Below are 26,989 nucleotides of genomic sequence, written 5' to 3'. Positions count from 1 at the left end.
GGCACCACGTCCGTGCACCCCTCCAGTGTGCCGGTCCGGACCGGCACAGGCGCGGAACGGCGGCACCGTCCGGCCCGGTGTCCCGGCCGTGCCCGCTCAGTGCCCCAGCCAGGCGAGCGCGGCCACCGCCAGGGCGGCGACACCCGTGTCCAGGGTCGGCTGGAGCACGGGGGCGAACGCGGCGCTGTGGTTGACCGGCACGTCCTCGCCGACGGTGCCCCCGCGCACCGCCTCGGCGTGGAGCGCGGGGTCCGTGCCGCCGATCGCCCAGTACGTGTAGGGGGCGCCGAAGGCCGCCGGGATCCTGCTCATGTCCTCGCTGGCCGTCTGCAGGTCCGCGGTGCGCGCGGCGTCCCCGAAGTACCCGGCGAACGCGTCGGCGACCCGCCGCGTCACCTCCTCGTCGTTGACGGTCGGCGGGAAGGAGGCGATCTGCTCGATCAGGGGCGCCTCGGGACAGCGGGACGCCCGGCACTCGGCCTCGACGACGCGCCGGACGGCCTCCAGGACACGGGAGCGGGTGGTCCCGTCGTACGTGCGGATGCTGACCTCCAGGACGGCCCGGTCCGGGATGACGTTGGGGCCGCTCCCGGCGTGGATGCTGCCGACCGTCAGCACGGCGGGGGTGGTGGCGGCCACCTCGCGGGACACGATCGTCTGCAGGCGCAGCACGATCGCGGCGGCCGTCACGACCGGGTCGACCGCGGCCTGGGGCATCGAGCCGTGGGCCCCGCGCCCGTGGACGGTGATGCGCAGACTGTCGGCGGCGGACAGGAAGGGCCCCGGGCGGGTGCCGACGTGACCGGCGGGGTGGGGCAGGACGTGCTGGGCGAGGACGACGTCGGGGCGCGGCGCCTTCGTCACGAGCCCGTCGGCGATCATGGCGTCGGCGCCGTCCCCGTTCTCCTCCGAGGGCTGGAAGAGGGCCACGAAGGTGCCCCGCCAGGACGTCCGGTCCGCGGCCAGCAGGCGTGCGCACCCGGTCAGGCAGGCGACGTGCACGTCGTGCCCGCAGGCGTGCATGACCGGTCGTTCGACCCCGTCGCGGTCGGTCGCCGTCCTGGTGGACGCGTACGGCAGACCGGTCCGTTCCAGGACCGGCAGGGCGTCCATGTCCGCCCGGGCCATGACGACCGGGCCGTCCCCGTTCACCAGGACGCCGATCACCCCCGTGCCGCCGACGCCCTCCGTGACGTCGTAGCCGGCGGAGCGCAGGGCCTGCGCGGCCCGTCCCGCCGTGCGGTGTTCCCGCAGGCCGAGTTCCGGGTGCCGGTGCAGGTCCCGGTACAGCTCCTCCACGTGGGGGCGGACGGCCGGGAGGCCGGCCCGCACGGCGCGGGCGGACGACGGGGTGGGGGCGGGCCGGGTCATGGGGCTCCTCGCTCGGCGGGCTGCGACGCGTCACCGGAGCGGGTACCCCGATGCGGCCCGCCGCGAGCGGGGACGCCGGCCGGCGAACCGGCGGACCGGCGCACCGGCGAACCGGTAAGCCGGTGACGATCCGTTCCGGAGGCCCTGGAGGCCCCGGGGCCCCGGAAACCCCGGAGGCCCCGCAGCCCGCGGACGCCGCGGATGCCCCGAACACACCGGAAGGCACCCGTGCCCCCTGTTCCGGGACGACCGGCACGAGTCGGTCACCGGTGTGGCTCCCGTCACCCCCCGATCGCCTCCCGAGTGGTCTCATCGCCCACTGCACGAGTCATCACTGTGTAGTTCCCATACATAGGTGTGCAGGCGAGGTGTCCGTACTGTTTCCGGCCATGACAAGCGAACTCCCCCCTTCCCCCGCCCTCGCGGAGCCGCGCGGCGCAGGGGTCGATCTGACGTCCCGGGTCGCCCTGGTCACCGGGGGCGGCAGCGGCATCGGCAAGGCGTGCGCCACGGCCCTGGCCGCGGCGGGCGCCACGGTGCACGTGGTCGACCGGGACGCCGACGCGGCCAAGGCGGTCGCCGCGGACATCGGCGGGGAGGCGCACATCGTCGACCTGGCCGACCCCGTGGCGCTCGACGCCCTGCCCGCCGAGGTCGACATCCTCGTCAACAACGCGGGACTCCAGCACGTCGCTCCGCTGACCGAGTTCCCCCCGGACCGCTTCGACCTCATCCAGCAGGTGATGGTCACCGCCCCCTTCCTGCTGATGCGCCGCAGCCTGCCGCACATGTACGCGCACGGCTGGGGCCGGCTCGTCAACATCTCCAGCGTGCACGGCATCCGGGCGAGCGCCTACAAGTCGGCCTACGTCGCCGCCAAACACGCGCTGGAAGGGCTGAGCAAGGTCGCCGCGATCGAGGGCGCCCCGCACGGGGTGACCAGCAACTGCATCAACCCCGGCTACGTCCGCACCCCCCTGGTGGAGAACCAGATCCGGGACCAGGCGGCGGCGCACGGCATCAGCCCCGGCGACGTCCTGACCACGGTGATGCTGACCCGTTCCCCCGTGAAGCGACTGCTGGAGGCGGACGAGGTCGCCGCCGCCGCGCTGTGGCTGTGCGGCGGCCACAGCAGCTACGTCACCGGCATCTCCCTGCCCCTCGACGGCGGCTGGGGAGCCACCTGACCCACCCGCCGCCGCACCCCCCCCTTCGCCCGGCCGCCGGCCGCCGGCCGCCGTCGCCGGACCCCCGCTCCCCGTCCCCACGTCCGCCGCACCGTCCCCAGAACGCGCCCCCCACACGCCGTCCCCCACACGCCGTCCCCGCACCCCGTCGAGAACCGGTGAACCCATGACCGACACCACGCCCGCCCAGCAGGGCGAGTCCCGCTCCGGCATCGCCCGCATCGTCGGCGCCAGTCTGATCGGCACGACCGTCGAGTGGTACGACTTCTTCCTCTACGGATCCGCCGCCGCGCTGGTGTTCAACACCCTCTTCTTCCCCAGCAGCGACCCGCTGGTGGGAACCCTGCTCGCCTTCATGACCTACGCGATCGGCTTCCTCGCCCGGCCGATCGGCGGCATGGTCTTCGGGCACTTCGGCGACAAGATCGGCCGCAAGAAGCTGCTGGTGCTCAGCCTGCTGATGATGGGCGGCGCCACCTTCGCCATGGGTCTGCTGCCCACCTACGGCACCATCGGCGTCGGCGCCCCCATCCTGCTGACGGTGCTGCGGCTCGTCCAGGGCTTCGCGCTCGGCGGCGAGTGGGGCGGTGCCGTGCTGATCGTCTCCGAGCACGGGGGCGACAAGCACCGCGGCTTCTGGGCCTCCTGGCCGCAGTGCGGCGTGCCCGCGGGCAACCTGCTGGCCACCGCCGTTCTCGCGGTGCTGGCCTCCGTCCAGTCCGAGGCCGCCTTCCAGTCCTGGGGCTGGCGCATCCCGTTCCTGCTGTCCGGGGTCCTGGTCGTCATCGGCCTGTGGATCCGCGTCTCGGTCTCCGAGTCGCCGGTCTTCCTCGCCGCCCAGGCGCGGGCCGAGGCGGAGGCGGCCCGGGGCGCCAAGGTGGCCCCGCCCGTCGTCGAGGTGTTCCGGCGCAGCTGGCGCGAGGTGCTCGGAGCCATCGGCGTCCGGTTCGGCGAGAACATCTCGTACTACATCGTGACCTCCTTCCTGCTGGTCTACGTCACCACCCACCTCGACCTGCCGAAGAGCACCGCCCTCAACGCCGTCCTGATCGCCTCCGCCGTCCACTTCGTCACCATCCCGCTGTGGGGGGCACTCTCCGACCGGCTGGGCCGCAGGCCGGTGACGCTGATCGGAGCGGTCGGCATGGCGCTGTGGGCCTTCGCCTTCTTCACCCTGGTGGACTCCGGGTCGTTCCTCGTCATCACCTTCTCCGTCACCGTGGGCATGCTGCTCCACGGCGCCATGTACGGGCCGCAGGCCGCCTTCATCTCGGAGATGTTCGACACCAAGGTCCGCTACTCCGGGGCGTCGGTGGGCTCGCAGCTCGCCTCGATCCTGGCGGGCGCGCTCGCCCCGATCATCGCCGTCGAACTCCTGCGGCGCTTCGGCTCCTCGACGCCCATCGCCCTGTACCTCTCCGCCGCGGCCGTGGTCACCGCCGTCACGGTCCTCGTCGTCCGGGAGACCCGTGGCCGTGACCTGACCGTCCCGCTCACCGAGGCGGCGCCCGAGCGGAAGGCGGCCACGCCGGTCGCCGACGGCGAGCGGGTCTGACCGCCTCGGCGGTACGCCCCGTCGGCGCCCCGCGCTCGCCCCGGGTTCACGGACCCGGGGCGGGCGCGTTGCGCCTCCGGTCCGTGCGGCGGTTTTGGGGGGCGTGGGCGGGCGCGCCGGGCGCGTGGGACGGCCGTCGGCCCGCGGGGGAGACTCCGGCCACTCGGAGCGCCTTCGGCCCGTCGGCCCAGCGGGCCGGCGCAGGACGCGGGTCAGCGCAGGAGCAGCTGGACGATGGCGAGCGAACCGACGACGACGATGAACACCCGCAGGGCGGACGGCGGGAGCCGCCGGCCGACCTTCGCGCCCACCTGGCCGCCGATCGCGGACCCCACCGCGATGAGGAGGACGGCCGTCCAGTCGAAGTCGGCGGCGAACAGGAAGAACAGGGCGGCGATGGTGTTCACGACGGCCGCGAGGACGTTCTTCACCGCGTTGAGGCGCTGGAGGGTGTCGTCGAGCAGCATGCCCATCAGGGACAGGTAGATGATCCCCTGGGCGGCGGTGAAGTAGCCGCCGTAGACGCTCGCGAGGAGGAGCCCGCCGAACAGCACCGGGCCGCCGTCGGCGCGGGCGGACGTGCCGTTGCGGGCCCGGTGCCGCTGCACCCGGGCGGAGATGCGGGGCTGGAGCACGACCAGGACGAGGGCGAGCGCGACGAGGACCGGGACGATCGTCTCGAAGGCCGTCGACGGGAGGGTGAGCAGCAGCATCGCCCCGGCGAGGCCGCCGGCCGCGGCGGCGACCCCGAGCCGCAGGACCAGGCGGCGCTGGCCCTTCAGCTCCTCCCGGTAGCCGATGGCACCGCTGATCGAGCCGGGGATCAGACCCAGCGCGTTGGACACCGTGGCGGTCACCGGCGGCAGTCCGGTGGCGAGCAGCACCGGGAAGGTGATCAGGGTCCCGGACCCGACGATGGTGTTGATGGTGCCCGCGCCGACTCCGGCGGCGAACACCGCCAGTGACTCCCAGATGGACAAGGCCATCTCCTTCACGATCGTGTGGAAACCTCCCCGCCGTGCAGGGTCGAGGGGCCGCACCGATCATGCATGAGGAGCGCCGGCCGCGGTGGGGCGGGGCCCGGACCGCCCAACCGGAACGCGGACGGCTCCGTTCGGGCCCGGAGGCATGCCGTCCGGAACGGCGACAGCCCCGTCCGTAGGGCCGGACGGGGCTGTGCTCGGGACGGTCAGGCGCGTCGCCGGGCCCACATGGGGGTGATGAGCGCGATGAGCACGGCTGCGATGCCGATCTGGAAGATGTGGCGGATCCAGTCGATGCCGCCGGTGTCCCGCACGCCGAACGCGCTGGCCAGTCCGTTGCCGGCAACGGCTCCGATGATGCCCAGGATGACGGTCAGCCACAGCGGGATCGGCTGACGCCCGGGAACGACCAGCTTGGCCAGCAGACCGATGATCAGCCCCGCGATGATGGCCCAGAGGAACGACACGGCAACTCCTTCCGTTCGGATGCCCGGTTCGGGCACCACTCCGCGTGCCCGTGTAAGGACGGCGTAAGCATCACCGGGCGCAACAATTTGCGCGTCCGGTCCGTGGCTGGACTGTCCGTCCAGCGGTTGGACGGTTAGTCTGGCGGCACGGCCGGAAGCCGCCGGGTGCCCGCGAGGGAGGAGGACATGCCGATGCCTGCCGCCGACGAGGAGGGCGCGCTGCACGCGCTGCGCGTGCCGGAACCCCCGCAAGCCCCGGGCACCCCGGGGGCCTTGGCCGCTTCGGATGCCTTCGCTGAGGCCGCTGAGGCCGCTCCAACCGCTGAGGCCGCTCCAACCGCTGCGACCACTCCGACCGCTGCGACGGCTCCGGAGCCTTCGGACGTTTCCCACGCTTCCCCCGCCCCGGCCGCTTCCCCCGCCCCGGCCCTCCCGGATCCCGGGGACCACCGCTCCGCCGAGCGGGACGCCGTCCTGGCCGCCCTGACCCCCGTGATCCACGGTCTGGCCGCCACCTTCGGGCCGGTCTGCGAGGTGGTGCTGCACGACTACCGCCGCCCCGAGGCATCGGTGGTGGCCGTCGCCGGCTCGGTCACCGGACGGGCGGTGGGCGGCGCGATGAGCGAGATCGGCATGCGGCTGCTCGCCCGCGGGGACGAGGCGGCCGACGACCTCAACTACCGCACCCGTACCGCCTCCGGCCGGCTGCTGAAGTCCTCCACGATGCTGCTCCGGGACTCCGGCGGCGCGGTGTTCGGTGCCCTGTGTGTGAACGTGGACGTCACCGCGCTCGACCGGGTGCGGCACCTGCTCGGCGCCCTGACCGGCAGCCCGGACGACCCCGCCGAGCCGCCGACGACCGTCTTCGCCCACGGCATCGACGCCGTCGTGGACGCCGTCGTCGACGCCCAGGCGCGCGGGCACCGCGACTGGGCGGAACTGGACGGCACCGAGCGGGTCCGGCTGTTCCGCGACCTCGACGAACGGGGCGTCTTCACCGTCCGGCGGGCGGTCGAACAGGTCGCCGCCCGGCTCGGCATCTCCCGCGCCTCCGCCTACACCTACCTCTCCCGGGCCCGCGGCACGGCCCGGGAACCCGGCCCGACCCCGCTCGGAGGTACCACGTGACGACCACCGCCCCGCCCGTCACCCTCGACGACGTCCGCGGCGCCGCGGAGCGCCTGTGGGGCGTCGCCCACCGCACCCCGATCCTGCGCTCCCGCACCCTGGACGCGCTCGTGGGTGCCGAAGTGCACCTGAAGGCCGAGAACTTCCAGCGGGGCGGCGCCTTCAAGTTCCGGGGCGCCTACCACGCGGCCTCCCGCCTCACCGCCGATCAGCTGTCCCGGGGCATCGCCGCCTACTCGTCCGGCAACCACGCCCAGGCCGTCGCACTGGCCGCCCGCGAACTCGGCACCCGGGCCGTCATCGTCATGCCCGAGGACGCCCCCCGGTCCAAGCGGTCGGCCACCGAGGGGTACGGGGCCGAGGTGGTGACCTACGACCGCTACACCGGCGACCGCGTCGCCCTGGCCGAGTCGCTGGCCGCCGAGCGCGGACTGACGGTCGTCCCGCCGTACGAGCACCCCGACGTCATCGCCGGCCAGGGGACGGCCGCTCTCGAACTGCTCGACGAGACGGGCGGCCTGGACATGCTGCTCGCACCGGTCGGCGGCGGCGGACTCGTCGCCGGATCGGCCACCGTCGTCAAGGGCCTGTACCCGCGGGCCCGGGTGATCGGTGTCGAGCCGGAGACCGGGGACGACACGCTGCGGTCGCTGCGGGCGGGCCGGCGCGTCGGCATCCCGGTCCCGCACACCATCGCCGACGGCCAGGCGCTGCACATCCCCGGCGAGTTGACGTTCGCCGTCAACCAGCGGCTTCTGGACGACGTGGTCCTGGTCGGCGACGACGAGATCCGGGAGGCGATGCGGTTCGCGTTCGAACGGCTGAAGATCGTCCTGGAGCCGAGCGGCGCGACCCCGCTGGCTGCCCTGCTCACCGGCCGCGCCGGGCCGCTGCCGGAACGGGTGGGGGTCATCCTCTCCGGCGGCAACGTCGACGCCGAGCGGTTCGCCCGGCTCTGCGGCCCGCGGGTCTGACCCGGGGGTCCGGCCCCGACATCGCCCGCCGGCCCGCGGCTCCGCGCCCTGCCGACTCCGCCGCCCCGCCGCCTTCCGCCGCCGCACGCGCACGGCTCCGACCGGCCTGTGCGGCGGCCGGTTCACCCGAATGGCGGCCCCCGGTGGACGGGCGGACGATGGAGTGATGGGGCCCGGCCCCGCCGGTGCCGTCGAGGGGCGGACGGAGGCCGGACCCGGCCGCGCGGAGCGACGGCCGGAAGGAGAAGGATCATGATGGAGGTCAAGACGCTGGACAAGCCGGATGAGCGGCGCGACTTTCCCCGCGGGCACCTGGAAGCGGTCCACATGACGGGTCTGGACTTCGCCGTGGCGACGTTCGAGCCGGGGTGGCGCTGGTCGGAGTCGGTGGGACCCATCGCCGGTACCGACAGCTGCATGGTCCACCACAACGGCTATGTGGTGCGGGGCCGCATGCACATCCGGATGGACGACGGAGCCGAGGGCGAGGTGGGCCCCGGTGACGTCTTCGTCTGCCCGCCCGGCCACGACGCGTGGGTCGTGGGCGACGAGCAGGTGGTCGTGTACGACTTCGCGGGCGGCATGGCGCAGACGTACGCGAAGGCGGACTGAGCGAGACCGGGGTCGCGAACGGCGCGGAGACGAGCGGCGGGCCCACGGTCCGGAGGCACGCGCACCGTCTGCGACGTCTCGCGCGCCGGTCCACCGCCCCCGGTCCACCGCCCCCGGTCCACCGCCCTGCGAGGACCGGGACGTGCCGTCACTGGGGTGCCGTTCCCTGCGCTCCACCCGGCACCGCGCGGGCTCGGAGCTGTGTGCGACGCCCGTGCGGAGCCACTCGGGAGCGGCGCCGCTTCCGGTGTCCGCCGGACGTCGGACGGCCGCAGGCACGCGTTCCGAAGTCGGCCCGAGTCCCCGGCCGGAGCTGCGGTCGATGCCCGGATCGCGTCCCGGCGCCCCCGCGTCCCCGCATCCCCGTGCCGCCCCCGCACCGTGCCCCCTGCCGCCTCCCTGCCGGAACCCCGTGCCGTCCCCGTTCCGCATCCCCGCCGCGCCCCCGGCCCGCGCCGAGAACTTTCCCAGGAGAGAACAGTCATGACGAACGTGATGGACACGACCCAGGCCGACCGCGCTCTCAAGGCCAAGCACCGGGCGATGTGGGCCCAGGGCGACTACCCCTCGGTGGCCGCCGAACTCATCCCCGGGCTCGGGGCGACGCTCGTGGAGGCGTGCGGCGTCGGTCCGGGCGACCGGGTGCTCGACGTCGCGGCGGGCACGGGCAACGCGGCGATCCCGGCCGCGTTGGCCGGCGCGGACGTCGTGGCGTCCGACCTCACCCCCGAACTGCTGGAAGCCGGACGGAAGTTGGCGGAGGAACGGGGTGCGAGGCTGCGCTGGGAGACCGCCGACGCCGAGGCGCTGCCCTTCGAGGACGCGTCCTTCGACACCGTCCTGTCCTGCGTGGGCGTCATGTTCGCCCCGCACCATCAGGCGGCCGCCGGTGAACTGGTGCGGGTCTGCCGGCCCGGCGGCACCCTCGGGCTGGTGAGCTGGACACCGGAGGGCTTCATCGGCCGGATGCTGGCGGCCCTGAAGCCGTACGCCCCGCCGCCCCCGCCCGGGGCGCAGCCGCCTCCGCTGTGGGGGGACGAGAACCACGTGCGTGAGCTGCTGGGCGACCGGGTCACCGACGTGACGGCCGAGCGCCGTACGGTCGTGGTGGACCGCTTCGCGACCCCCGAGGAGTTCCGCGACTTCTTCAAGTCCCGCTACGGTCCGGTGATCAGCGTCTACGCGTCCCTCGCCGGGACCGCGGACCGGGCCGCCGCCCTCGACCGCGACCTGGCCGACCTCGGCCGCCGGCACGACCGCGGAGGGGAGGGCGGCGGCACCGTGCTGGACTGGGAGTACCTGCTGTTCATCGCCCGCAGGGCCGGCTGACACCGGGGCGGGTGACGCGGTGGACCGGCGCGGGGCCCCCGGGCAGCGCCGGTCCGGGGCGCACACCGGCAGCAGTCGTCCGACCACCTCGCTCAGCCGCCGGAGCGGGCGAGGCGAGGTGTCCGGCCTCGGCGAGGCGCGCGGAGACGTCATCGACGGAAGTGAACAACGCGAGGACCTCCGGCTGGGCGGGAACGGTGACCGGGCACGGCGACGTGCCCGCTGCTGTCCAAGCGCTTGCTCACCGTTCCGTCACGGGGTCGCCGCGACCGCCCCGTGGGAGGCGGCGGCCGGCCGGATCCGGCCGACCGGCGAGGCGGACCTGTCCCCGGCACCGGCCCTCCGCCAGCCCTCCACCAGTCAGTCACACAGCCATCCACCGGCCGCGCGCCGGGCCGGTCGGCCGAGAGCCCGGCTCCCGCCCGCCCGGGCCCTCGCCGCAGTCCTCCCGTCGGCCCCGGAGGATCCGTTGCGTCAGCCCGTCAGCACGACCTCCAGGGTGCGGGGCCCGTGCACGCCCTCCACCCGGTCCAGTTCGATGTCACTGGTCGCCGACGGGCCGGAGATCCAGGTCAGCGGCCGGGCAGGGTCGAGGCGCTCCAGGGCCAGGGGCACGGACGTGACGACCTGGTCGGGGACCCGGACGACACAGATGTGATGGTCGGGGACCAGGGTGATCCGCCGCCGCCCCTGGTCGGGGGAGCCGTCCAGCACGATCGTGCCGGTCTCGGCGACGGCCACCGCGCAGGCGGTCACCACACTGTCGGCGCGGTCCAGCTCCGCCGCCGTGCTCTCCGCCCGGCTCACCCCGTCGGCGGACGCGAGCCAGCGCTCGTCCAGCCCGGGCGGCACCAGTACCGACCGCGCCCCGCGCGCCGCGAGCAGCCCCGCGACGACACCGGGCAGGGCATCGGGCGCGCACCGGTGCACGAGCGCCCGGTAGTCGGCCAGGTGCTCCGCGAGCAGGTCCACGGCCTCCTCCGCGCCGCGCTCCCCGTGCTCGCGCGGATCGGCACGCCCAACCGCCCGTTCGTACCGGGCCGGGTCCCCCGGCGACCCGTCGTCCGACGGAACGTCCGCCAGGGCGCGCCGCACCCGGCCCAGGACCAGCTCCCTGCTGCTCACGTCGCTCCGTCCTTCCCGCCGCGCGTGCGCTGCCACCAGTCCCGGAACGGTTCCTCCGGCACCGGCGGCAGGTCCCGCGTCCCGCTCCACGCCCGGCCGGGCCCCGGCAGGGTGCGCGGGTGGAGGCGGCGGGTGCGCGAGGTGAGGCGCTGGCCGGTGCGCAGGACCCGCGGACGGCCGAGCGCCCAGCGGGCCGCCCGCATCGCGGCGCGCTCGGCCGCGTGTCCCTTCGCGGGCCGCAGCACCACCTTGTTGCCGTCCCGGGTGGCCGTACCGCCCTGCACCACCCGTTCCCGCAGGTGCACCAGCACGTCCGGGATGTCGATGGCGACCGGGCAGACCTCGTAGCACGCCCCGCACAGCGACGAGGCGTACGGCAGCGAGGCGTCGAGCTCACTGGCGGTGCCCCGCAGCTGCGGGCCGAGGACGGCGCCGATGGGGCCCGGGTAGACCGAGCCGTAGGCGTGGCCGCCCGCCCGCTCGTACACGGGGCAGACGTTCAGGCAGGCCGAGCAGCGGATGCAGCGCAGGGCCTGGCGGCCCACCTCGTCGGCGAGGGTGTCGGTGCGGCCGTTGTCCAGCAGGACCAGGTGGAAGACGCGCGGGCCGTCGTCGTCCGCGACGCCCGTCCACATCGACGTGTACGGGTTCATGCGCTCGGCGGTCGAGGAGCGGGGCAGCGTCTGCAGGAACACCTCCAGGTCCCGCCAGGTCGGCACGACCTTCTCGATGCCGACCACCGAGATCAGCGTCTCGGGCAGGGTCAGGCACATCCGCCCGTTGCCCTCGGACTCCACCACCACCAGGGTGCCGGTCTCGGCGACGGCGAAGTTGGCGCCCGAGATGCCGACCCTGGCGCGCAGGAACTTCTCCCGCAGGTGCAGCCGGGCCGCCTCGGCGAGGTCGGCGGGGGAGTCGGTCAGCCCGTCGGGGGCCGGGCGTCCCCAGGCGGCCATCTCGCGGGCGAAGACCTCCCGGATCTCGCCGCGGTTGCGGTGGATGGCCGGGACCAGGATGTGCGAGGGCCGGTCCCGGCCCAACTGCACGATCAGTTCGGCCAGATCGGTCTCGTAGGCGCGGATGCCGGCCGCCTCCAGGGCCTCGTTCAGCCCGATCTCCTGGGTGGTCATCGACTTGACCTTGACGACCTCCCTCTCGCCGGTCTCCCGCACGAGTCCGGTCACGATCCGGTTGGCCTCCTCGGCGTCCGCCGCCCAGTGCACGGTGCCGCCGGCCGCGGTGACCGACGCCTCCAACCGCACCAGGTAGTGGTCGAGATGACGCAGCGTGTGGTCCTTGATCCGCCGGCCGGCCTCGCGCAGCTCCGCCCAGTCCGGCAGTTCGGCGACGGCCGCCGCGCGCCTGGCGCGGATGGTCTGCGTGGCGTGCCGGAGGTTGCCGCGCAACCGGGAGTCGCGCACCGCGTCCCGCGCGGCCTCCGGGAAGGCGGGGGCGGGGGCGGGCGGGGTGCCCGCCGGCATCCCCAGGAACGTTCGGCTCATCCGACCGGGTCCTCCTCCGTGCTCGCCAGGATCTCCGCCAGGTGCACCGGCCGCATCCCGGACCGCAGCCTGGTCATCGTGCCGCCGAGGTGCATCAGGCAGGAGTTGTCCGCCGCGCACAGCACTTCGGCGCCCGTCGACTCGGCGTGACGCACCTTGTCCGCGCCCATCGCCGCCGACACGTCGGCGTTCTTCAGGGCGAAGGTGCCGCCGAACCCGCAGCAGTCCTCGGCACCCGGCAGCTCCACCAGCTCCAGTCCCTTCACGGCCTCCAGCAGCCGGCGGGGCCGGTCGCCCAGCCCCAGGGACCGCAGGCCGTGGCAGGTCGGGTGGTAGGTGACCGTGTGCGGGTAGCAGGCGCCGACGTCCGTCACGCCCAGCACGTCCACCAGGAACTCGGTGAGTTCGTAGGTCTTCGGCACCACCGGCGCCAGCGCCGCCGCCAGCGCGTCCCCGCGGCCCTCCGCGCGGGCCCGCTCGCCCATGCGCGGGTACAGCTCCCGCACCATCGCCCCGCACGACCCGGACGGCGTCACGACCGCCTCGTAGTCCCGGAACACCTCGGCGAACCGCAGGGCCAGCGGCTCCGCCTCGTGCCGGTAGCCGGTGTTGTAGTGGGCCTGCCCGCAGCACGTCTGCCCCATCGGGAAGTCCACATCGACGCCGAGCCGGGTCAGCAGCTTCACCACCGCCCGCCCGGTCCCGGGACACAGCGTGTCGTTGACGCAGGTCAGGAACAGGGCGACACGCATCGCGGCTCCTCACGGGTCGATCGTCACGGGTGGAGGTCACGGGTCGATCGTCGGGCGCCTGCAGGGTAGTCCCCGGGGACCGGGCCGGGACAGACCGCGTCAGCCGGCGGCGAGCCGGGCCCGGGCTGGCCCGCCACGGCGGGTCGTCGCCCCGCGGCAGGCAGCACGTCGGCGGCAGGCAGCGGGGTGTTCGGCAGGCAGCGCGGCGGCACGGACCGGGCGAGCAGCCGCCGCGTTCCGCCGGGTCCGCCGGCCCGGCGGGCACGCGGGCCCGCACCAGGACGTCACCCGGTGCGGCCGCCTCGGCGGGCCGGTACGGGCGGGCCCGCCGGTCCAGCGCCGGGGGCCCAGCCGTCCGGCCTTCCGGCGGCCCGGCAGCCCGGCGGCCGGAAGAATGTCATGATCCGGTCTCGTTGACCGGAGGAACATGTGCTGAACTGGGGCGCGGCCCGCCCGTTCGTCCGTCCTTGGAGCCCCGTTGACCGTCACCTACCGTCAGCCCGGTGTCGTCCTGACCGACCACCGCTTCACCGTGCCCCTCGACCACGACGACCCCACCGGGGAGACGATCGAGCTGTTCGCACGGGAGGTCGTCGCCCGTGACCGGGTGGGCCGGGACCTGCCGTGGCTGCTCTACCTCCAGGGCGGCCCCGGCTTCGGGGCCAACCGTTTCATCGGCAAGCAGGCGTGGCTCGGCCGGGCCCTGCAGGACCACCGGGTCCTGCTCCTCGACCAGCGCGGCACCGGCCACTCCACCCCCGCCAACCGGCAGACGCTCCCGCTGCGCGGCGGCCCCGCCGAGCAGGCCGAGTATCTCGCCCGCTTCCGCGCCGACGCCATCGTCCGCGACTGCGAGGCGATCAGGCCGCAGGTCACCGGCGGCGCCCCCTGGACCGTCCTCGGCCAGAGCTTCGGCGGTTTCTGCACGGTCGCCTACCTCTCCACCGCGCCCGAGGGACTCGACGCCGCCCTGATCACCGGCGGGCTGCCCTCGCTGGACGCCCACGCCGACGACGTGTACCGGGCCGCCTACCCGCGCGTCGAGCGCAAGGTCGCCGCCCACTACGCCCGCTACCCCCAGGACGTCGAACGCGCCCGCCGCATCGCCGACCACCTCCTCACCCACGACGTGGTCCTGCCGTCCGGCTACCGCCTCACCGTCGAGGCGTTCCAGACCCTCGGTGTCCTCCTGGGCAGCGGCGACGGCAGTCACCGCCTGCACTACCTGCTGGAGGACGCCTTCGTGCGCACCCCCTCCGGCCCCGCCCTCTCCGACGCCTTCCAGGAACAGGTCCAGGGCCTGCTGTCGTACGCCGGGCACCCCCTCTACGCGCTGATCCACGAGTCGATCTACGCCCAGGACGACCGCCCCACCGCCTGGTCGGCGGAGCGGGTGCGCTCGGAGTTCCCGCGGTTCGACGCGGCCAAGACCCTCGCCGGCGACGAGCCGCTGCTGTTCACCGGGGAGACCGTGCACCCCTGGATGTTCGACACCGACCCGGCCCTGCGCCCGCTGCGCGAGACCGCCGAACTGCTCGCCGCGCGCACCGGCTGGACCCCCCTGTACGACCCGGCCCGCCTCGCCGCCAACGAGGTCCCGGTCGCCGCGGCGGTCTACCACGACGACCTGTACGTCGACACCGCCCACTCGCTCACCACCGCCCGCGCGATCCGCGGCCTGCGCACCTGGGTCACCGACGAGTTCGAGCACGACGGCGTCCGCGCGGGCGGGCCGCGCGTGCTGGACCGGCTGTTCGCGCTGGTCCGCGACGACGTCTGAGGGGTCCGGGAAGCCGCCACGGCCCCGGCGCGCCGCCGGCGCTAGTCTTCGGAGCATGACCGAGCCGACGACCCGTCAACTGCAGCCCATGCCCGACGACTGGCAGCGCGCCCTCGCTGTGGTCGCCCACCCGGACGACCTGGAGTACGGCTGCTCGGCGGCCATCGCCTCGTGGACCGACGCCGGCCGCGAGGTGACCTACGTGCTCGCCACCCGGGGCGAGGCGGGCATCGACACGCTCGACCCGGAGCGCTGCGGCCCGCTGCGGGAGCGTGAGCAGCGGGCCGGCGCCCGGGTGGTCGGCGTGTCCGAGGTGGAGTTCCTGGACCACCGGGACGGCACGATCGAGTACGGCCCGGCCCTGCGCCGGGACATCGCGGCAGCCGTCCGCCGCCACCGGCCCGAGCTGGTCATCACCCTCAACCACCGGGACACCTGGGGCGGCAACCACTGGAACACCCCCGACCACGTGGCCGTCGGACGCGCCGTACTGGACGCGGCCGGGGACGCGGGCAACCGGTGGATCTTCCCCGAGCTGGCCGAGCAGGGCCTCGAACCGTGGGACGGGGTCCGCTGGGTCGCCGTCGCGGGGTCCACCACGCCGACGCACGCGGTGGACGCCACCGACGGGATGGAGCGCGCGGTGGCCTCCCTGCTGGAACACCGCGCGTACATCGAGGCACTGACCGACGAGGACCCGGAGACGTACGTGCGCGGATTCCTGCTGCCGTATGCCGAGGAGACCGGCAAGCGGTTCGGCGGCCGTCCCGCGGTCGCCTTCGAACTCTTCCCGCGGTGACACCGGTGGACGACCCGGACCTGCTGGCCCGCCGCTTCGAGGAACACCGCGGACACCTCCGCGCGGTCGCCTACCGCATGCTCGGCTCCCTCGCCGAGGCGGAGGACGCCGTCCAGGAGGCATGGCTCCGCCTGGCCCGCACCGACCGCCCGGACACCATCGCCCGCCTCGGCGCCTGGCTGACCACCGTGACCGGCCGCATCTGCCTGGACCTGCTGCGCTCGCGCGCCGCGCGCCGGGAGCAGTCCCTCGACGAGACGTTCGTGCCCGACCCGGTGCTGCGGCCCCTGGCCGGGCCCGCCGACCCCGAGGCGGCGGCGCTGCGCGCCGACTCGGTCGGCATGGCCCTGCTCGTGGTCCTGGAGCGGCTGGCGCCCGACGAGCGGCTGGCGTTCGTCCTGCACGACCTGTTCGCCGTGCCCTTCGACGACATCGCGCCCGTCGTGGAACGCAGCACCGCCGCCACCCGGCAGCTCGCCTCCCGGGCCCGCCGCCGGGTCGCGCAGGCCCGGCCGGCCGCCGACCCGGACCCCGTACGGCAGCGGGAGGCGCTCGACGCCTTCCGGGCCGCCTCGCGCGACGGCGACTTCGAGGCCCTGGTCGCCGTGCTCCACCCGGACGTGGTGCTGCGCGCCGACGCGGGCGCCCTGGCCCGGGGCGCGGCGGCGTCGAAGGTGCTGCGGGGCGCGAAGCCGGTGGCCGACTCGGCGCTGCTGTTCGCCCGCTTCAACGCGACCGCCCGCACCGTCCTGGTCAACGACGGGGTCGGCCTGGTCGGCGTGGACGAGGACGGCGCCGTCCGCTCGGTCCTGTCCGTCACCGTCGCCGACGGGCGCATCACCGGCCTGTACATCCTGGCCGACCCGGACCGCACGGCCCGGCTCGAGCTGCCGGAGCGAGCGGGGTGAGCGAGGGCCGGCGCCCGGGCGCCGGCCCCGGCCTCCGTATGCTGGGGACCATGCGAGAACAGGCCGCCGACGTGCCGGAACTGCGCGGGGACTGCGCCCGGTGCTTCGGGCTGTGCTGCGTGGCCCTGCCGTTCTCCGCCTCGTCGGACTTCGCCGTGGACAAGGCGGCGGGCACGCCCTGCGGCCACCTGCGCACCGACCACCGCTGCGGCATCCACGACCGGCTCCGCCAGGAGGGCTTCACCGGCTGCACGGTCTACGACTGCTTCGGCGCGGGCCAGAAGGTCTCCCGGGTCACCTTCGGGGGGCAGGACTGGCGCACCGGCCCGCCGGAGCGGGCCCGCCGCATGGTCGAGGTGTTCCCCGTCGTCCGCCACCTGCACGAACTGCTGTGGTACCTGACCGAGGCCCTGGCCCTGCCCGCGGCCCGTCCGCTGCACGAGGACCTGCGCCGTGCGCTGGAGGAGACCGAACGCCTCACGCTGGGCGGGCCCGAGGAGCTGGCCGCCCTGGACGTCGGGGCCCACCGCGGCGCGGTCGACGTCCTGCTGCTGCGGGCCAGCGCACTGGCCCGGGAGGGCGTGCGCGGGCGCCGGAAGGACCGCCGGGGCGCGGACCTGGTGGGCGCCCGCCTGAAGGGCGCCGACCTGCGCGGCGTCAGCCTGCGCGGCGCCCTGCTGATCGCCGCCGACCTCACCGGTGCGGACCTGCGGGGGGCCGATCTGATCGGTGCCGACCTGCGCGACACCGACCTCACCGACGCCGACCTGACCGGCGCGTTCTTCCTCACCCAGCCGCAGGTGCGGGCGGCGCGGGGGAGTGCGGGCACGAAGCTGCCGGCGTCAGTGACCCGTCCCGCGCATTGGGCGCCGGCCGCCTGAGGCGGCGTCGGCGCCGGCGCCCTCCCGGGCCCGCGGGACGGCGGACGCCGTCCGGCGCTCGGGACGCAGCCGCAGGCCGTCCGGCATCAGGGTGAGCCGCTCCGTGACCTTCAGCCGGTAGCCCGGATCGGGGTGCAGCTCGTAGCGGCGCAGCAGCAGCCCGAGCACCAGCGTCGCCTCGTGCAACGCGAACTGCCGCCCGATGCAGGCGCGCGCCCCCGTGCCGAACGGCTTGTAGGCGTGCGGGGGGCGGGAGCGCACCGCCCTGGGGTCGAAGCGGTCGGGGTCGAACCGGTCGGCGTCCGCGCCCCACACCTCGGGGTCCCGGTGCAGCATCGGCGTGAGCACCAGCGTCCAGGCGCCCCGCCGCATCTCGTGCTCCCCGGCCAGCACGGTGTCCGCCACCGCCTCCCGGGCGTAGGCGGGCGCCGTCGGCCACAGCCGCAGCGACTCGTCCAGGATCCGGCGGACGTACCGCAGGCGGGCCACCTGCGCGTACCCGGGGGCGGCGGTCCCGCCCCAGACCGCGTCCACCTCGGCGCGGGCGCGGGCCGCGACGTCCGGGTGCCGGGCGAGGTGATGCAGCGCGAAGGACAGCGCGCCGGAGGTCGTCTCGTGCCCGGCGACGAGGAAGGTGATCACCTGTCGGCGCACGTTCTGCGCCGACAGGCGCTCGCCGGTCTCCGGGTGCGCGGTGTCCAGCATCCGGTCGAGCAGGTCGCCGTCGCCGCCGCCCCCGGCCCGCCGCGCGCGGACCACCTCGTCGACGATCCGGTTCAGCCGGGCGATGTCGGCCGCGTTGCGGCGGCCCGCCCCGCGCAGCAGCAGCGGCACCAGCGGCCCGGGCACGCTGTTGAGCCGCTGGGCGTAGGTCAGCGTGCCGACCATGGAGGTGACGAACGGGTGGGGCCGGGCCCGCTCGAAGGAACCGAAGTCGTGTCCGAAGCCCGTCCGGGCGATGGTCTCCAGCGTCAGCTTCGTCATGTCGCCGGGCACGTCCACCGTCCGGCCGTCGGCCGCCGCGCGGTCCCAGTGACCGGTGAGCCGCTCCGCCACGGCGAGCATCATCGGGTGGTAGCCGGCCATCGCCTCCCGGTGGAAGCCCGGGGCCAGCACGTCGTGGGCCAGCTGCCAGTTGGGTTCGTGGTTGTACGCGGTGAACAGGCCGTCGCCGGCCACCGGCCGCAGGTTGGCCACGCCCAGCCCGACGTGCTTGGCGAAGCGCGTCTCGTCGGCCAGGTCGGCCACCAGCCGGGCGCCCCAGGTGAACACGAACTCCTTGCCGAAGGCGTTGCGCCGGAAGATCGGGCCGAGACGGCGGGCGTGGCGCAGGGTGTCCTGCAGCGGGGTGCGGGGGCTCGCGCCGACGACGTCGCCGACCAGGGGGAGACGGTACGGCGGATGCGGGATGCGGTGCAGTCCGGGCCAGCCGTGCTCGGCGCTGCGGAACCCCTTCGGCAGCGGCCGGGCCCCCTGAGTCGTCTCCGCCATGACGCGATCTCCTTCGACCGGCGAGCGTCCGTGGACCGTGTTGTACGTGGGTTCAATAGCCCGGTTCAGTCTGGTCCGGCCCCTGAACGGGCGTCAAGTAGAGTGCGGGGATGGCCGCGAACCAGGGTGGGCGCACCCGCCGACGGCTCTCCACCGCGGAGCGCCGGGAGCAGTTGCTGGCGGTCGGCGCGCGGCTGTTCTCCGACCGTCCGTACGACGAGGTGTGGATCGAACAGGTCGCGGAGATCGCCGGTGTCTCCCGGGGGCTGCTGTACCACTACTTCCCGACCAAGCGGGACTTCTTCGCCGCGGTCGTGGAGCGCGAGAGCGAACGGATGCTGCGCATGACGGCGGCGGTCCCCGGTGTCCCCGTCCGCGAACAGCTCGCCGCCGGCCTGGGCGCCTACCTGGAGTACGTCCAGGAGCACGCGCACGGCTACCGCGCCTTCCACCGCGCGGACGCGGCGGGGGACGTCGCGGTGCGCCGGGTCTACCGGCGGGCCCTGGCCGCGCAGGAGCGGCAGATCCTGGCGGCGCTCGCCGAGGACCCGGAGTTCGGGCCGCTGCTCCAGCGGTGCCCCGAGACCCGGCTGGCCGTGCGCGGCTGGCTGGCCTTCACCACGGCGGTGTGCCTGGAGTGGCTGCGCGGTTCGGAGCTGGGCCGGGAGCAGGTGCAGCAGCTGTGTGCCCGTGCGCTGCTGGGAGTGCTGACGCCCTGAAGGACGACCGGGAGAGCGGGCCCCCGGTGGTTGGCGCGCACCTCGATCTTGGGTAGGTTAGGCAAGGCTTACCTAAGAGGAGGTTCGAGGATGGGTGACGACACGCACGGCTGGACGGCCGCACCCGGCGCGGCCCAGCGGGCCCGCTCGGTGCTCGCCGCCGCGTGGTCCTGCACGGTGACCGCGGAGGCCGCCCGGGAGGAGCTGATCGGCGCGCACGAGGTGACCGACGACGGGCGGGTGCTGCTGCGGCTGCCGGCGGACAGTGCCCTGGCGGCCGCCGCCCTCTGCGCGCCCCGGGGGGAGCCGTCCGCCGTCCTGGAGTTCGCCGACGCGGCGCCCGTCCCGGTCCGGGGCCGGATCCGCGCCCGGCTGTGGCTCGCGGGCCGGCTCTCCGCCGCGGCGGACCGACTCGCCTTCGAGCCCACCCGGATCGTCCTGCGGCAGCTCTCCGGCACCGTCCTCGTCGACCCGGCGGAGTTCGCCGAAGCCGCCCCCGACCCGCTGGCCACCGCCGAGGCCCGGCTGCTCACCCACCTCGCCGACTGCCACCCCGACGCCGTCGAACGGCTGACCCGGCTGGTGGAGCCCGCGAGCCTGCACGGCGCCGTCCGGGTCCAGCCGCTCGCCCTGGACCGGCACGGACTGACGCTGCGCATCGAACGGGTGCGCTCCGACGGGGACGTGCGCCTGACCTTCCACGCGCCCGCCGACGGCGTCGCCGAACTCACCGAACGGGTGCACGTCCTGCTCTCCCAGGCGAGCGCCGCCGCCTGCCCCCGGCCCCTCCAGCGGCAGCGCACCGACCGCGAGGGCTGACGCGGACACGGCCCGGCCGCAGGACGGGGAGCGGGCGCACCGGGGACGGGGGCAGGCCGACGGAGCGCCGGGCGGGCAGGGTGCGCGCCCGACAGAGCGCCGGGCCGCCGGTCACCCGTCGAGCCGGCCCACCGCCGGTCACCCGTCACCCGTCGAGCGTGCCAACCGCCGGCCGCCGTGCCCTCCCGGCTACCAGTCGCCGTCCCGCACCGGTGCCCCCGGGGCGTCACCCAGCGGCTTCACCTGGTGGGGAGCGGGCGGGTGCCAGGGCTCGTGGTCGTCCCCGATCCAGTCACCGACCGGCTTGACCCCCTCCAGGGCGTCGGCCGGGCCGAGGTCCTGCGCGTCCTCGTCGTAGTAGTCGAACCACGGCAGGCCGGCCCGGGTGTAGGCGGCCCGGTCGACCGGGGACGGCGGCGGTGCCTCACCGGTGATGCGGCGCCACTCCGGAGGCGTCACCAGGTGCACGAACACCCGCCCCGCAGGCCGCTCGGCCCAGTCCGACAGGCGCCGCTCGTCCCGGTACACCTCCTGGCGCATCGAGCCGCCGACGCCCAGCCCCATGGCCGCGGCGCGCCGCGGCGCGCTCCCCGGGGCCGCGCCGGGCGCCGCCATCGGTGCGCCCGCGGCCCCCGGGGCCGGCGCCGCGGCCATCGCCGCCCCGAAGCCGTACCCGGCCGACGCACGCCGCCGCCGCTCCGCCTCCCGGTAGCGGGCCAGCGCCTCGTCGTTCAGCGGGAAGGACTGCAACTGCACGCCGCCCCACACCTCCTCGCCGGTGACCTGCCCCTCCACGGTGGCGCCGAGTCCCAGCGGCACCGCCACGAACTGACGGACCGTGCCCTTGCCCGAGTTGATGCCGTCCAGCCACGGCTGGCGGGGCAGCACGACGTAGTTCTGCGGGTCTCGGGCCAGCCGGTCGCTCCACGGGCGGCCGGAGACGGCGCACACCTTGCCCACCCCGACCTGCAACGCGGCCGGCTCGCCGGTCCCGGCGAAGCTCAGCCACATGGCCTCCCGCAGGTACACCGGCAGCATCACCCCGCCCCGGGCCCGCCACTCCCGCGGCACGGTGTCCGCGTAGTCCTCGACCCGCCGCACCGGGAACTCGCCCAGCCCGGGAGGCAGCGGATGCGTGCCCGTCTCCGGCAGGCGCAGGGTGCGGACGAACCGCACCACCGCACCGCCCGGCAGCCGCAGCGTGTTCCTGTCGATCCGCACGGTGCCGTCGGTCATCCGCGCGCCCCCTTCGTCGTTCCTCGGCCCGGGCGTCCGCCGCCCGTGCCCGGTCCCTCAGGAAGAACGACGGCCACCACGCCCGCGGTTCCCCCGCACACGGTCCCACAGCCGGGTCAGCCGCGGCGCCCGCTCGCGCCGCTCCCGTGTGTGCCGGTCCAGCTCCTCGAACAGCCGGCGTGTGCGGTGCTCGGTGTCCATCTCGTCCAGGATGCGGTTCACCTCGGTGAGCACCGCGCCGTGCAACTGCCACTGGCGGGGGTTGCGCTGCACACCGTCCAGCAGCAGCTCGGCCAGCTTGTCCCGGGTGGCGGCGGCCTGCCGCAGCTCGGCGGCGAGACGTTCCTCCGCGGACTCGGCGCTGGAACTCACACTGGTGGTCACCAGCACCGCGAAGCTGACCACGGCGTCGGCGATCTCGGACAGCAACTGCGCCAGCGTCGCGCCGGTCTCCGGGTCGAACAGCGGTTCCGTCTCGCGCTCCTTGGCGAGGTCGGTCAGGGTGCGCGCCAGCACCCGCAGCACCACCGTGCAGATCTCCAGGGTGTCCAGGCCGGTGCGCAGCACCACCCGGTGCAGCAGCCCCTCGCGGACCCGGGGGTTGAGCTTGAGACTGTCCTCGGCCTGCCGCAGCGCCGCGTCCACCTCGACGATGTCGTGGTCCAGGCGGCGCGCCTCGTGGAGCCGGGCCACCGCCCGGTCCACCGGGGTCCGGCCCGCGGCCTCCTCGCCCATGCGCAGCATCAGCTGCCGCACCCGTCGCGCCAGGTCCTCCACCGAGCCCCCGGCCTCCTCCACCCACACCGGCGGCGCCAGCAGCAGGTTGAAGGCCATCCCGACGACCGCGCCGATCAGGGTCTCCACGATCCGCGCCCAGGCCGTGTCGCCGTGGTGCGTCACCCCGAGCACCAGCATCGCGCTGATCGCCACCTCGGGGACGAACTCGTCGACCCGCACCAGATGGCCGACCAGCAGCGACGCCAGGATCAGCAGGCCCAGGCTCCACCAGGTCAGCCCCACCAGCAGGCTGAACAGGATCGCCACGACCACGCCGGCCACGACGGCGTTGACCCGGCGCACGCCGGTGGTGAGGGTGGAGAACAGCGTCACCTGCACCACCAGCAGCGCGGTCAGCGGCGCGGTCAGCGGCGCCGCTTCGGGACTGAGCCGCACGGCGATGACGTAGGCGACGGTCGCGGCGGCCGTCGAGCGCAACGTCTGCACGGCCACCGGGTCCCGGCGCCGCTTGACGAACTGCACGGCCGGCGCCGCCAACTCACGTACCTCTCGCATCCTCGGACGGTTCCCCCTCCCCACCGGCCTCGAACGTTCCGGCCGGTGACGGCAGCCGGGCGGGGGACCGCGGCGCGGCGTCCGGCTCAGGCGACGAGCTTGTCCACGAAGGCGAACAGGTGACCCGTGGTGCGGGCGATCTGCTCCTCCAGGGTCAGGCTCTCCTCGAACCGGCCCCCGGACTCGGGCACCTTCAGGCCGCGCAGATACAGCGAACAGGCCAGGTCGGTGCACATGTAGGCACCGACCGAGTTGCCCTCGCGGCCGGCCGCGCCCGCCTTGCGGGCGGTCATCAGGGACACCCCGCCGCGCGGATGGGTGGTCAGGCACAGCGAACACATGCTGCGGTGCAGGAACCCGCGCTGCGCCGGCTGGAAGCGCAGGGCGACCCCGACCGGCCGGCCGTCCCGCTCGGCGACGAGGTGGGCGCGGTCGGGCGCCCCGGGGTCGCGCCAGCCGAGGAAGTCCAGGTCGGCCCAGGGCCGTTCGGCCAGGTCCCGGGGCACCGTCAGGCGCTTGGCCTCACCCTTGGAGCAGTTGATGAACGAGCTGCGGATGTCCTGCTCGGTGAGCGGTCTCATGGTCCTTCTCCGTGATCGCGGGACCTGAACCTCCCAGGCCCCGCGCCAGCGTAGGGAGCGTCCGGGACGGGGGCGAACGCTTTTTCCCGAGGTCCGGGCCGGTCATCCGGCCGGCCCGGACCCGCCGTCGCGCCCCGCCCGGCGCGGGCGGTATCTTGCGCTCCGGGCCGGGGCGGAACGTGCCGGGACGCGGGAGGGGGCCGTATGGCGGGGCGCAGCGGCACGGTGCGCGACCTCAGACGGGCCAACCGCGCGGCCGTGCTCCACCGGCTCTCCCTCGACGGCCCCCTCAGCCGCCTCGAGCTCGGCCCGGCCACCGGTCTGAGTTCCGGCGCGGTGAGCAACGTGGTGGCCGACCTGGTGGCCGAGGGCCTGGTGGAGGAGGCGGGCAGCGTCGGCTCCGACGGCGGCCGGCCCCGGACCCTGCTGCGGGTGGCGCCGCACAGCGGCCGTCTGATCGGCGTGGACGTGGGGGAGACCCGGGTCCGGATCGACCTGTTCGACCTGGCCCTCGCCGAGGTGGCGCGCACCGAGCGGTCCCTGGAGCGGCGGCGCCACGACCCCGCCGCCGTCGCCGGCCACGTCCGCGCCGGCATCGCCGAGGTGCTCGCCGCGTCCGGCACCGCCCCGGACCGCCTGCTGGGTGTCGGCGTCGGGGTCCCGGGCATCGTCGAGCACACGCCGGACCGCGGCGCCGTCGTCCACGGCCAGCCCATCGGCTGGGACGCGGTCCCCCTCGAATCGCTGCTGCGCGCCGGATCGCCGCTGCCGGAGACCGTGCCGTACGTCATCGACAACGGTGCCCGGACCCTCGGGCAGGCCGAGATGCGGTTCGGGGGCGGGCGCGGGGCCCGTACCGCCCTGGTGGTGCTCGTCGGCTCGGGGATCGGCGCCTGCCTCGTCACCCCGGAGGCGCAGCAGGGCCGTGCCGTCGAGTGCGGGCACCTGACCGTGCGGGTGCGGGGCCGCCGCTGCCGCTGCGGCGCGCGCGGCTGCCTGGAGGCGTACGCGGGCGCCGGGTCCCTGCTCGACCGGTGGCGCGAGGAGGGCGGCCGGGTGCCCGAGGGCGCCGACGAGGAGACCGCGCTCGCCGCGCTGCTCGCCGGCGCCCGCCCGGCCGACGGCGGCCCGGATGATCCCGTCGCACCGGCCCTGCTGGACGAGACGGCCGAGTACCTGGGCGCCGGCCTGGCCGGCCTGATCAACCTCTTCCGGCCCGAGCGCATCCTGATCGGCGGCTGGGCCGGACTGCGGCTCGCTCCTCACCTCCTGCCCGCCGTCCGCCGGCACGCCCGGTCCTACGCCCTGCGTCACCCGGCCCGGCAGGTGACGATCGAGCCCGGGCGCCTCGGTCCCGAGGCCGTCACCGTCGGCGCGGCGATCCTGCCCCTCGCCGACTTCTTCGCCCGCGGCGGACACCGGGCCGGGCCGGACCCCGCCACCCGCCGCCCGCCCGCCCGGCGGACCGGGCACCAGCGCGCGCCGCGCTGAGGTTTCGCAGGTCGAGGCGGTGGTACTCGCCGGGCGCTCGTACGCGTACGGGCTGTGGGAACCGACCCCGAACGGAGGGAGAGTCCGGTGAGCGACCACCGTCTCGAAGGGCCGGGTGAGAACGGCGTGGGTGTCCCGCGCGACCTGCCCGACCAGCAGGCAGGGGCGGGCGAGGACCCCTGGGAGGTCGCCCCCGGCGCGGCCCAGCAGGCCGCCGACGACGAGCGGACCGGCACTGAGCGGGAGGCGGGGGAGCGGGCCTCCCGCACCCACAGCCCGGACGACGCGGAGGGCACGGACGGCACGGACGGCACGGACGACGACGCGTCGGCGCAGGAGAACGCCGGTGCCGAAGCCTCTGGCGACGGGGCCGACGGCACCGGGGCCGACACCGGCACGGACACCGCCTCCGGCACCGACACCGACGTCCCGGACACGGACGAGGCCGGCACGGGGCGCCGGGGCGCGCCGCACAGCGGTTCGCCGAACCCCGAGCACCCGGTCCCGGAGGAGTCCCCCGGGTAGCGGCGGCCGTCCGCCCGACGGGGCCGTCTCCCGCCGTCTCCCCGGCAGGCAGCCGACGAACGCGGGACGGCAGGCCCCAGCAGCAGCCCCTGACAGCCCCGGCAGGTCCCCAGCAGCCCGTGACAGCCCGGCAGGCGAGGAGCCGGTGGCCGACACCCCCGTCGGCCGCCGGCTCCCGCCCGTTCACCCGGCCTTGCGGCCCCGCATCGGTTCCGTCGGCGCGCCCGCGCCCTGCCGCATGCCCTCCAGGAACTCCTCCAGGACCTCCGTGGCGGGGCGCGTCGGCCGCCAGCCCAGTTCCGTCCGGGCGCGGGAGCAGTCCATCAGGGGCAGCCGCAGCACGGCGTCGAACAGGTGCGGGGAGGCGGGCAGCAGGTGCAGTCCCCAGGCGGCGGCGATCGCCGACCGGGCTGCCGTCCGCGGCAGGCGGACACGGCGGGTGCCCAGCAGCTCGCCGAGCAGCTCCGCGTCGACGGCCGGCTCGGCGGCCAGGTTGTACGCGCCGCGGGCCTCTGCGGACAGCAGGGCCAGCCGGTACGCGTCGGCGGCGTCCTCGGTGTGCAGCAGCTGCACGCGCAGCCCCGGCACGTCCGGCAGGACGGGCAGCAGGTCGGGCCGGGCCAGCTGGCCCGGCAGGAACCGGCCGCCGAAGATGCGCCGCTGCTCGCTCGCCGAGGAGCGCTGGAACAGGAACGCGGGCCGCATGCGCACCACGCGGGTGCCGGGGTGGTCGCGTTCGAAGGTGTCCAGGGCCCGCTCCAGGTAGGCCTTCTCCCGGCAGTAGGCGGCGTCCGGCCAGCCGTGCGTGGGCCAGGACTCGTCGACCGCGTGGTCCTTCGGGCCGGGCGAGTAGGCACCGACCGAGGAGGCGTGCAGGAGGGTGGGCACCCCCGCCGCCGCGACGGCGTCGAACACCCGCATGCTGCCGAGCACGTTGGTCCGCCAGGTCGTCGCCGGGTCGTGCGTCGGCTGGAACGCCCAGGCCAGGTGCACGACCGCGTCGGCGTCGGCGAACGCCTCGGCCAGCGGTGCCCGTTCCGAGGACAGGTCGACCGCCGCCCAGTCCGTCTTCGGCGGCGACCACTCGGGGATCCGCCGGGCCAGGCCCAGCACGGACGCCACCTCCGGCTCCGCCGCCAGGGCCCGTACGACGGCCGTCCCCACATTGCCGGTGGCGCCCGTGACGACCACCCTCGCACCCATTGCGCTGCTCACCCCTGTGCTCCTTCCGGCCGCGGTGGACGCGGACCGGCCGAGTACCCGGGGGCGGACAGGGGAAAGCCCCGACCGCGACGGGGGAATCACGGTCGGGGCGGTTCAGGAGGGTGCGGAGGGCGGTCGCCTCGCGGCGAAAGGCTCCACAGGGCTTCAGCCGAACGATCGTCCCTGTGGGCGAATGGTGAGGCCCGGGGACACTGTCCCCTCCGCACCCACGTCCGGTTCAACGGTGAACCATCAGTGGATGTTCCGGAGGATGTCCG

25 protein-coding genes are annotated in these 26,989 nt (G+C 75.2%); 14 read left to right on the top strand and 11 right to left on the bottom strand.

Features of this window, described 5'->3' with window-relative positions:
• Positions 1–96: 96 nt before the first annotated feature.
• The gene (locus tag ACSU53_RS01705) at positions 97–1,371 is read right to left on the bottom strand and encodes an amidohydrolase (protein ID WP_437024427.1); all 1,275 of its coding nucleotides are present in this window, start codon (positions 1,369–1,371) and stop codon (positions 97–99) included.
• A 389-nt stretch (positions 1,372–1,760) separates the two neighbouring features.
• Here ACSU53_RS01705 and ACSU53_RS01700 point away from each other — a divergent pair, with 389 nt between their 5' ends.
• Positions 1,761–2,558, top strand: a complete 798-nt coding sequence (locus ACSU53_RS01700; RefSeq protein ID WP_437024426.1) for a 3-hydroxybutyrate dehydrogenase — start codon at positions 1,761–1,763, stop codon at positions 2,556–2,558.
• A 166-nt stretch (positions 2,559–2,724) separates the two neighbouring features.
• Complete coding sequence (locus ACSU53_RS01695; RefSeq protein ID WP_437024425.1) at positions 2,725–4,113, top strand: MFS transporter; 1,389 nt, start codon at positions 2,725–2,727, stop codon at positions 4,111–4,113.
• A gap of 212 nt (positions 4,114–4,325) precedes the next feature.
• Here the strand turns inward: ACSU53_RS01695 and ACSU53_RS01690 are convergent, their stop codons facing one another.
• Together ACSU53_RS01690 and ACSU53_RS01685 are read right to left on the bottom strand one after the other, a co-directional pair.
• Complete coding sequence (locus tag ACSU53_RS01690; protein WP_437024424.1) at positions 4,326–5,093, bottom strand: sulfite exporter TauE/SafE family protein; 768 nt, start codon at positions 5,091–5,093, stop codon at positions 4,326–4,328.
• A gap of 209 nt (positions 5,094–5,302) precedes the next feature.
• Complete coding sequence (locus ACSU53_RS01685; RefSeq protein WP_164334660.1) at positions 5,303–5,563, bottom strand: GlsB/YeaQ/YmgE family stress response membrane protein; 261 nt, start codon at positions 5,561–5,563, stop codon at positions 5,303–5,305.
• A gap of 474 nt (positions 5,564–6,037) precedes the next feature.
• Here ACSU53_RS01685 and ACSU53_RS01680 point away from each other — a divergent pair, with 474 nt between their 5' ends.
• The 4 genes from ACSU53_RS01680 (at position 6,038) to ACSU53_RS01665 (ending at position 9,606) form a co-directional block, all read left to right on the top strand.
• Positions 6,038–6,691, top strand: coding sequence for a helix-turn-helix transcriptional regulator (locus tag ACSU53_RS01680; RefSeq protein WP_437032976.1), 654 nt, complete (start codon positions 6,038–6,040; stop codon positions 6,689–6,691).
• Entirely contained in the window at positions 6,688–7,665 is a 978-nt protein-coding gene (locus ACSU53_RS01675; RefSeq protein WP_437024423.1) for a pyridoxal-phosphate dependent enzyme, read from the top strand. The genes ACSU53_RS01680 and ACSU53_RS01675 overlap by 4 nt, the downstream gene beginning before the upstream one ends.
• 252 nt (positions 7,666–7,917) lie before the next feature.
• Complete coding sequence (locus ACSU53_RS01670) at positions 7,918–8,277, top strand: cupin domain-containing protein (RefSeq protein WP_437024422.1); 360 nt, start codon at positions 7,918–7,920, stop codon at positions 8,275–8,277.
• Positions 8,278–8,760: 483 nt separating this feature from the next.
• The gene (locus ACSU53_RS01665; protein ID WP_437024421.1) at positions 8,761–9,606 is read left to right on the top strand and encodes a class I SAM-dependent methyltransferase; all 846 of its coding nucleotides are present in this window, start codon (positions 8,761–8,763) and stop codon (positions 9,604–9,606) included.
• A gap of 474 nt (positions 9,607–10,080) precedes the next feature.
• On the opposite strand, the gene ACSU53_RS01660 is transcribed toward ACSU53_RS01665, so the two are convergent.
• From ACSU53_RS01660 to ACSU53_RS01650, 3 genes are read right to left on the bottom strand one after another with little or no spacing between them, the layout of a single operon-like run.
• Positions 10,081–10,731, bottom strand: a complete 651-nt coding sequence (locus tag ACSU53_RS01660) for a LutC/YkgG family protein (protein WP_437024420.1) — start codon at positions 10,729–10,731, stop codon at positions 10,081–10,083.
• Positions 10,728–12,233, bottom strand: a complete 1,506-nt coding sequence (locus ACSU53_RS01655; RefSeq protein ID WP_437024419.1) for a lactate utilization protein B — start codon at positions 12,231–12,233, stop codon at positions 10,728–10,730. Before ACSU53_RS01655 ends, ACSU53_RS01660 begins: the two co-directional genes overlap by 4 nt.
• Positions 12,230–12,985, bottom strand: a complete 756-nt coding sequence (locus ACSU53_RS01650; RefSeq protein ID WP_437024418.1) for a (Fe-S)-binding protein — start codon at positions 12,983–12,985, stop codon at positions 12,230–12,232. The genes ACSU53_RS01655 and ACSU53_RS01650 overlap by 4 nt, the downstream gene beginning before the upstream one ends.
• Before the next feature lie 478 nt (positions 12,986–13,463).
• Between ACSU53_RS01650 and ACSU53_RS01645 the strand changes: the two genes are divergently transcribed.
• From ACSU53_RS01645 to ACSU53_RS01630, 4 genes are read left to right on the top strand one after another with little or no spacing between them, the layout of a single operon-like run.
• Entirely contained in the window at positions 13,464–14,765 is a 1,302-nt protein-coding gene (locus tag ACSU53_RS01645; protein WP_437024417.1) for an alpha/beta fold hydrolase, read from the top strand.
• 55 nt (positions 14,766–14,820) lie between these two features.
• On the top strand, positions 14,821–15,564 hold the full coding sequence (locus ACSU53_RS01640) for a PIG-L deacetylase family protein (protein WP_437024416.1): 744 nt from the start codon (positions 14,821–14,823) through the stop codon (positions 15,562–15,564).
• 5 nt (positions 15,565–15,569) lie between these two features.
• The gene (locus ACSU53_RS01635; protein ID WP_437032973.1) at positions 15,570–16,472 is read left to right on the top strand and encodes a sigma-70 family RNA polymerase sigma factor; all 903 of its coding nucleotides are present in this window, start codon (positions 15,570–15,572) and stop codon (positions 16,470–16,472) included.
• A gap of 50 nt (positions 16,473–16,522) precedes the next feature.
• Complete coding sequence (locus ACSU53_RS01630) at positions 16,523–17,353, top strand: pentapeptide repeat-containing protein (RefSeq protein ID WP_437024415.1); 831 nt, start codon at positions 16,523–16,525, stop codon at positions 17,351–17,353.
• Here the strand turns inward: ACSU53_RS01630 and ACSU53_RS01625 are convergent.
• Complete coding sequence (locus ACSU53_RS01625) at positions 17,315–18,844, bottom strand: cytochrome P450 (protein WP_437024414.1); 1,530 nt, start codon at positions 18,842–18,844, stop codon at positions 17,315–17,317. The genes ACSU53_RS01630 and ACSU53_RS01625 overlap by 39 nt on opposite strands.
• A gap of 110 nt (positions 18,845–18,954) precedes the next feature.
• On the opposite strand from ACSU53_RS01625, the gene ACSU53_RS01620 reads away from it, so the two are divergent.
• Positions 18,955–19,563: a TetR/AcrR family transcriptional regulator gene (locus ACSU53_RS01620; protein ID WP_437024413.1), complete on the top strand. Its 609-nt coding sequence runs from the start codon at positions 18,955–18,957 to the stop codon at positions 19,561–19,563.
• Between the two features lie 90 nt (positions 19,564–19,653).
• A complete protein-coding gene (locus ACSU53_RS01615; protein WP_437024412.1) occupies positions 19,654–20,382 on the top strand; it encodes a DUF2470 domain-containing protein in 729 nt (242 codons plus the stop codon).
• A gap of 189 nt (positions 20,383–20,571) precedes the next feature.
• On the opposite strand, the gene ACSU53_RS01610 is transcribed toward ACSU53_RS01615, so the two are convergent.
• The 3 genes from ACSU53_RS01610 to ACSU53_RS01600 all read right to left on the bottom strand — a co-directional run bounded on the left by ACSU53_RS01610 (position 20,572) and on the right by ACSU53_RS01600 (position 23,492).
• The gene (locus tag ACSU53_RS01610; RefSeq protein ID WP_437024411.1) at positions 20,572–21,618 is read right to left on the bottom strand and encodes a hypothetical protein; all 1,047 of its coding nucleotides are present in this window, start codon (positions 21,616–21,618) and stop codon (positions 20,572–20,574) included.
• Positions 21,619–21,675: 57 nt separating this feature from the next.
• Entirely contained in the window at positions 21,676–22,911 is a 1,236-nt protein-coding gene (locus ACSU53_RS01605) for an FUSC family protein (protein ID WP_437024410.1), read from the bottom strand.
• 86 nt (positions 22,912–22,997) lie between these two features.
• Entirely contained in the window at positions 22,998–23,492 is a 495-nt protein-coding gene (locus ACSU53_RS01600) for an FBP domain-containing protein (RefSeq protein WP_437024409.1), read from the bottom strand.
• 204 nt (positions 23,493–23,696) lie between these two features.
• On the opposite strand from ACSU53_RS01600, the gene ACSU53_RS01595 reads away from it, so the two are divergent.
• The gene (locus ACSU53_RS01595; RefSeq protein ID WP_437024408.1) at positions 23,697–24,983 is read left to right on the top strand and encodes an ROK family transcriptional regulator; all 1,287 of its coding nucleotides are present in this window, start codon (positions 23,697–23,699) and stop codon (positions 24,981–24,983) included.
• 87 nt (positions 24,984–25,070) lie between these two features.
• Positions 25,071–25,508, top strand: a complete 438-nt coding sequence (locus tag ACSU53_RS01590) for a hypothetical protein (RefSeq protein ID WP_437024407.1) — start codon at positions 25,071–25,073, stop codon at positions 25,506–25,508.
• A gap of 183 nt (positions 25,509–25,691) precedes the next feature.
• Here the strand turns inward: ACSU53_RS01590 and ACSU53_RS01585 are convergent, their stop codons facing one another.
• Positions 25,692–26,723: an SDR family oxidoreductase gene (locus ACSU53_RS01585; protein WP_437024406.1), complete on the bottom strand. Its 1,032-nt coding sequence runs from the start codon at positions 26,721–26,723 to the stop codon at positions 25,692–25,694.
• Positions 26,724–26,989: the final 266 nt, after the last annotated feature.

It is taken from the genome of Streptomyces sp. enrichment culture, assembly GCF_964273255.1.
Classification (GTDB): Bacteria; Actinomycetota; Actinomycetes; order Streptomycetales; family Streptomycetaceae; genus Streptomyces.
This window is presented reverse-complemented; position numbering and strand designations above follow the sequence as displayed.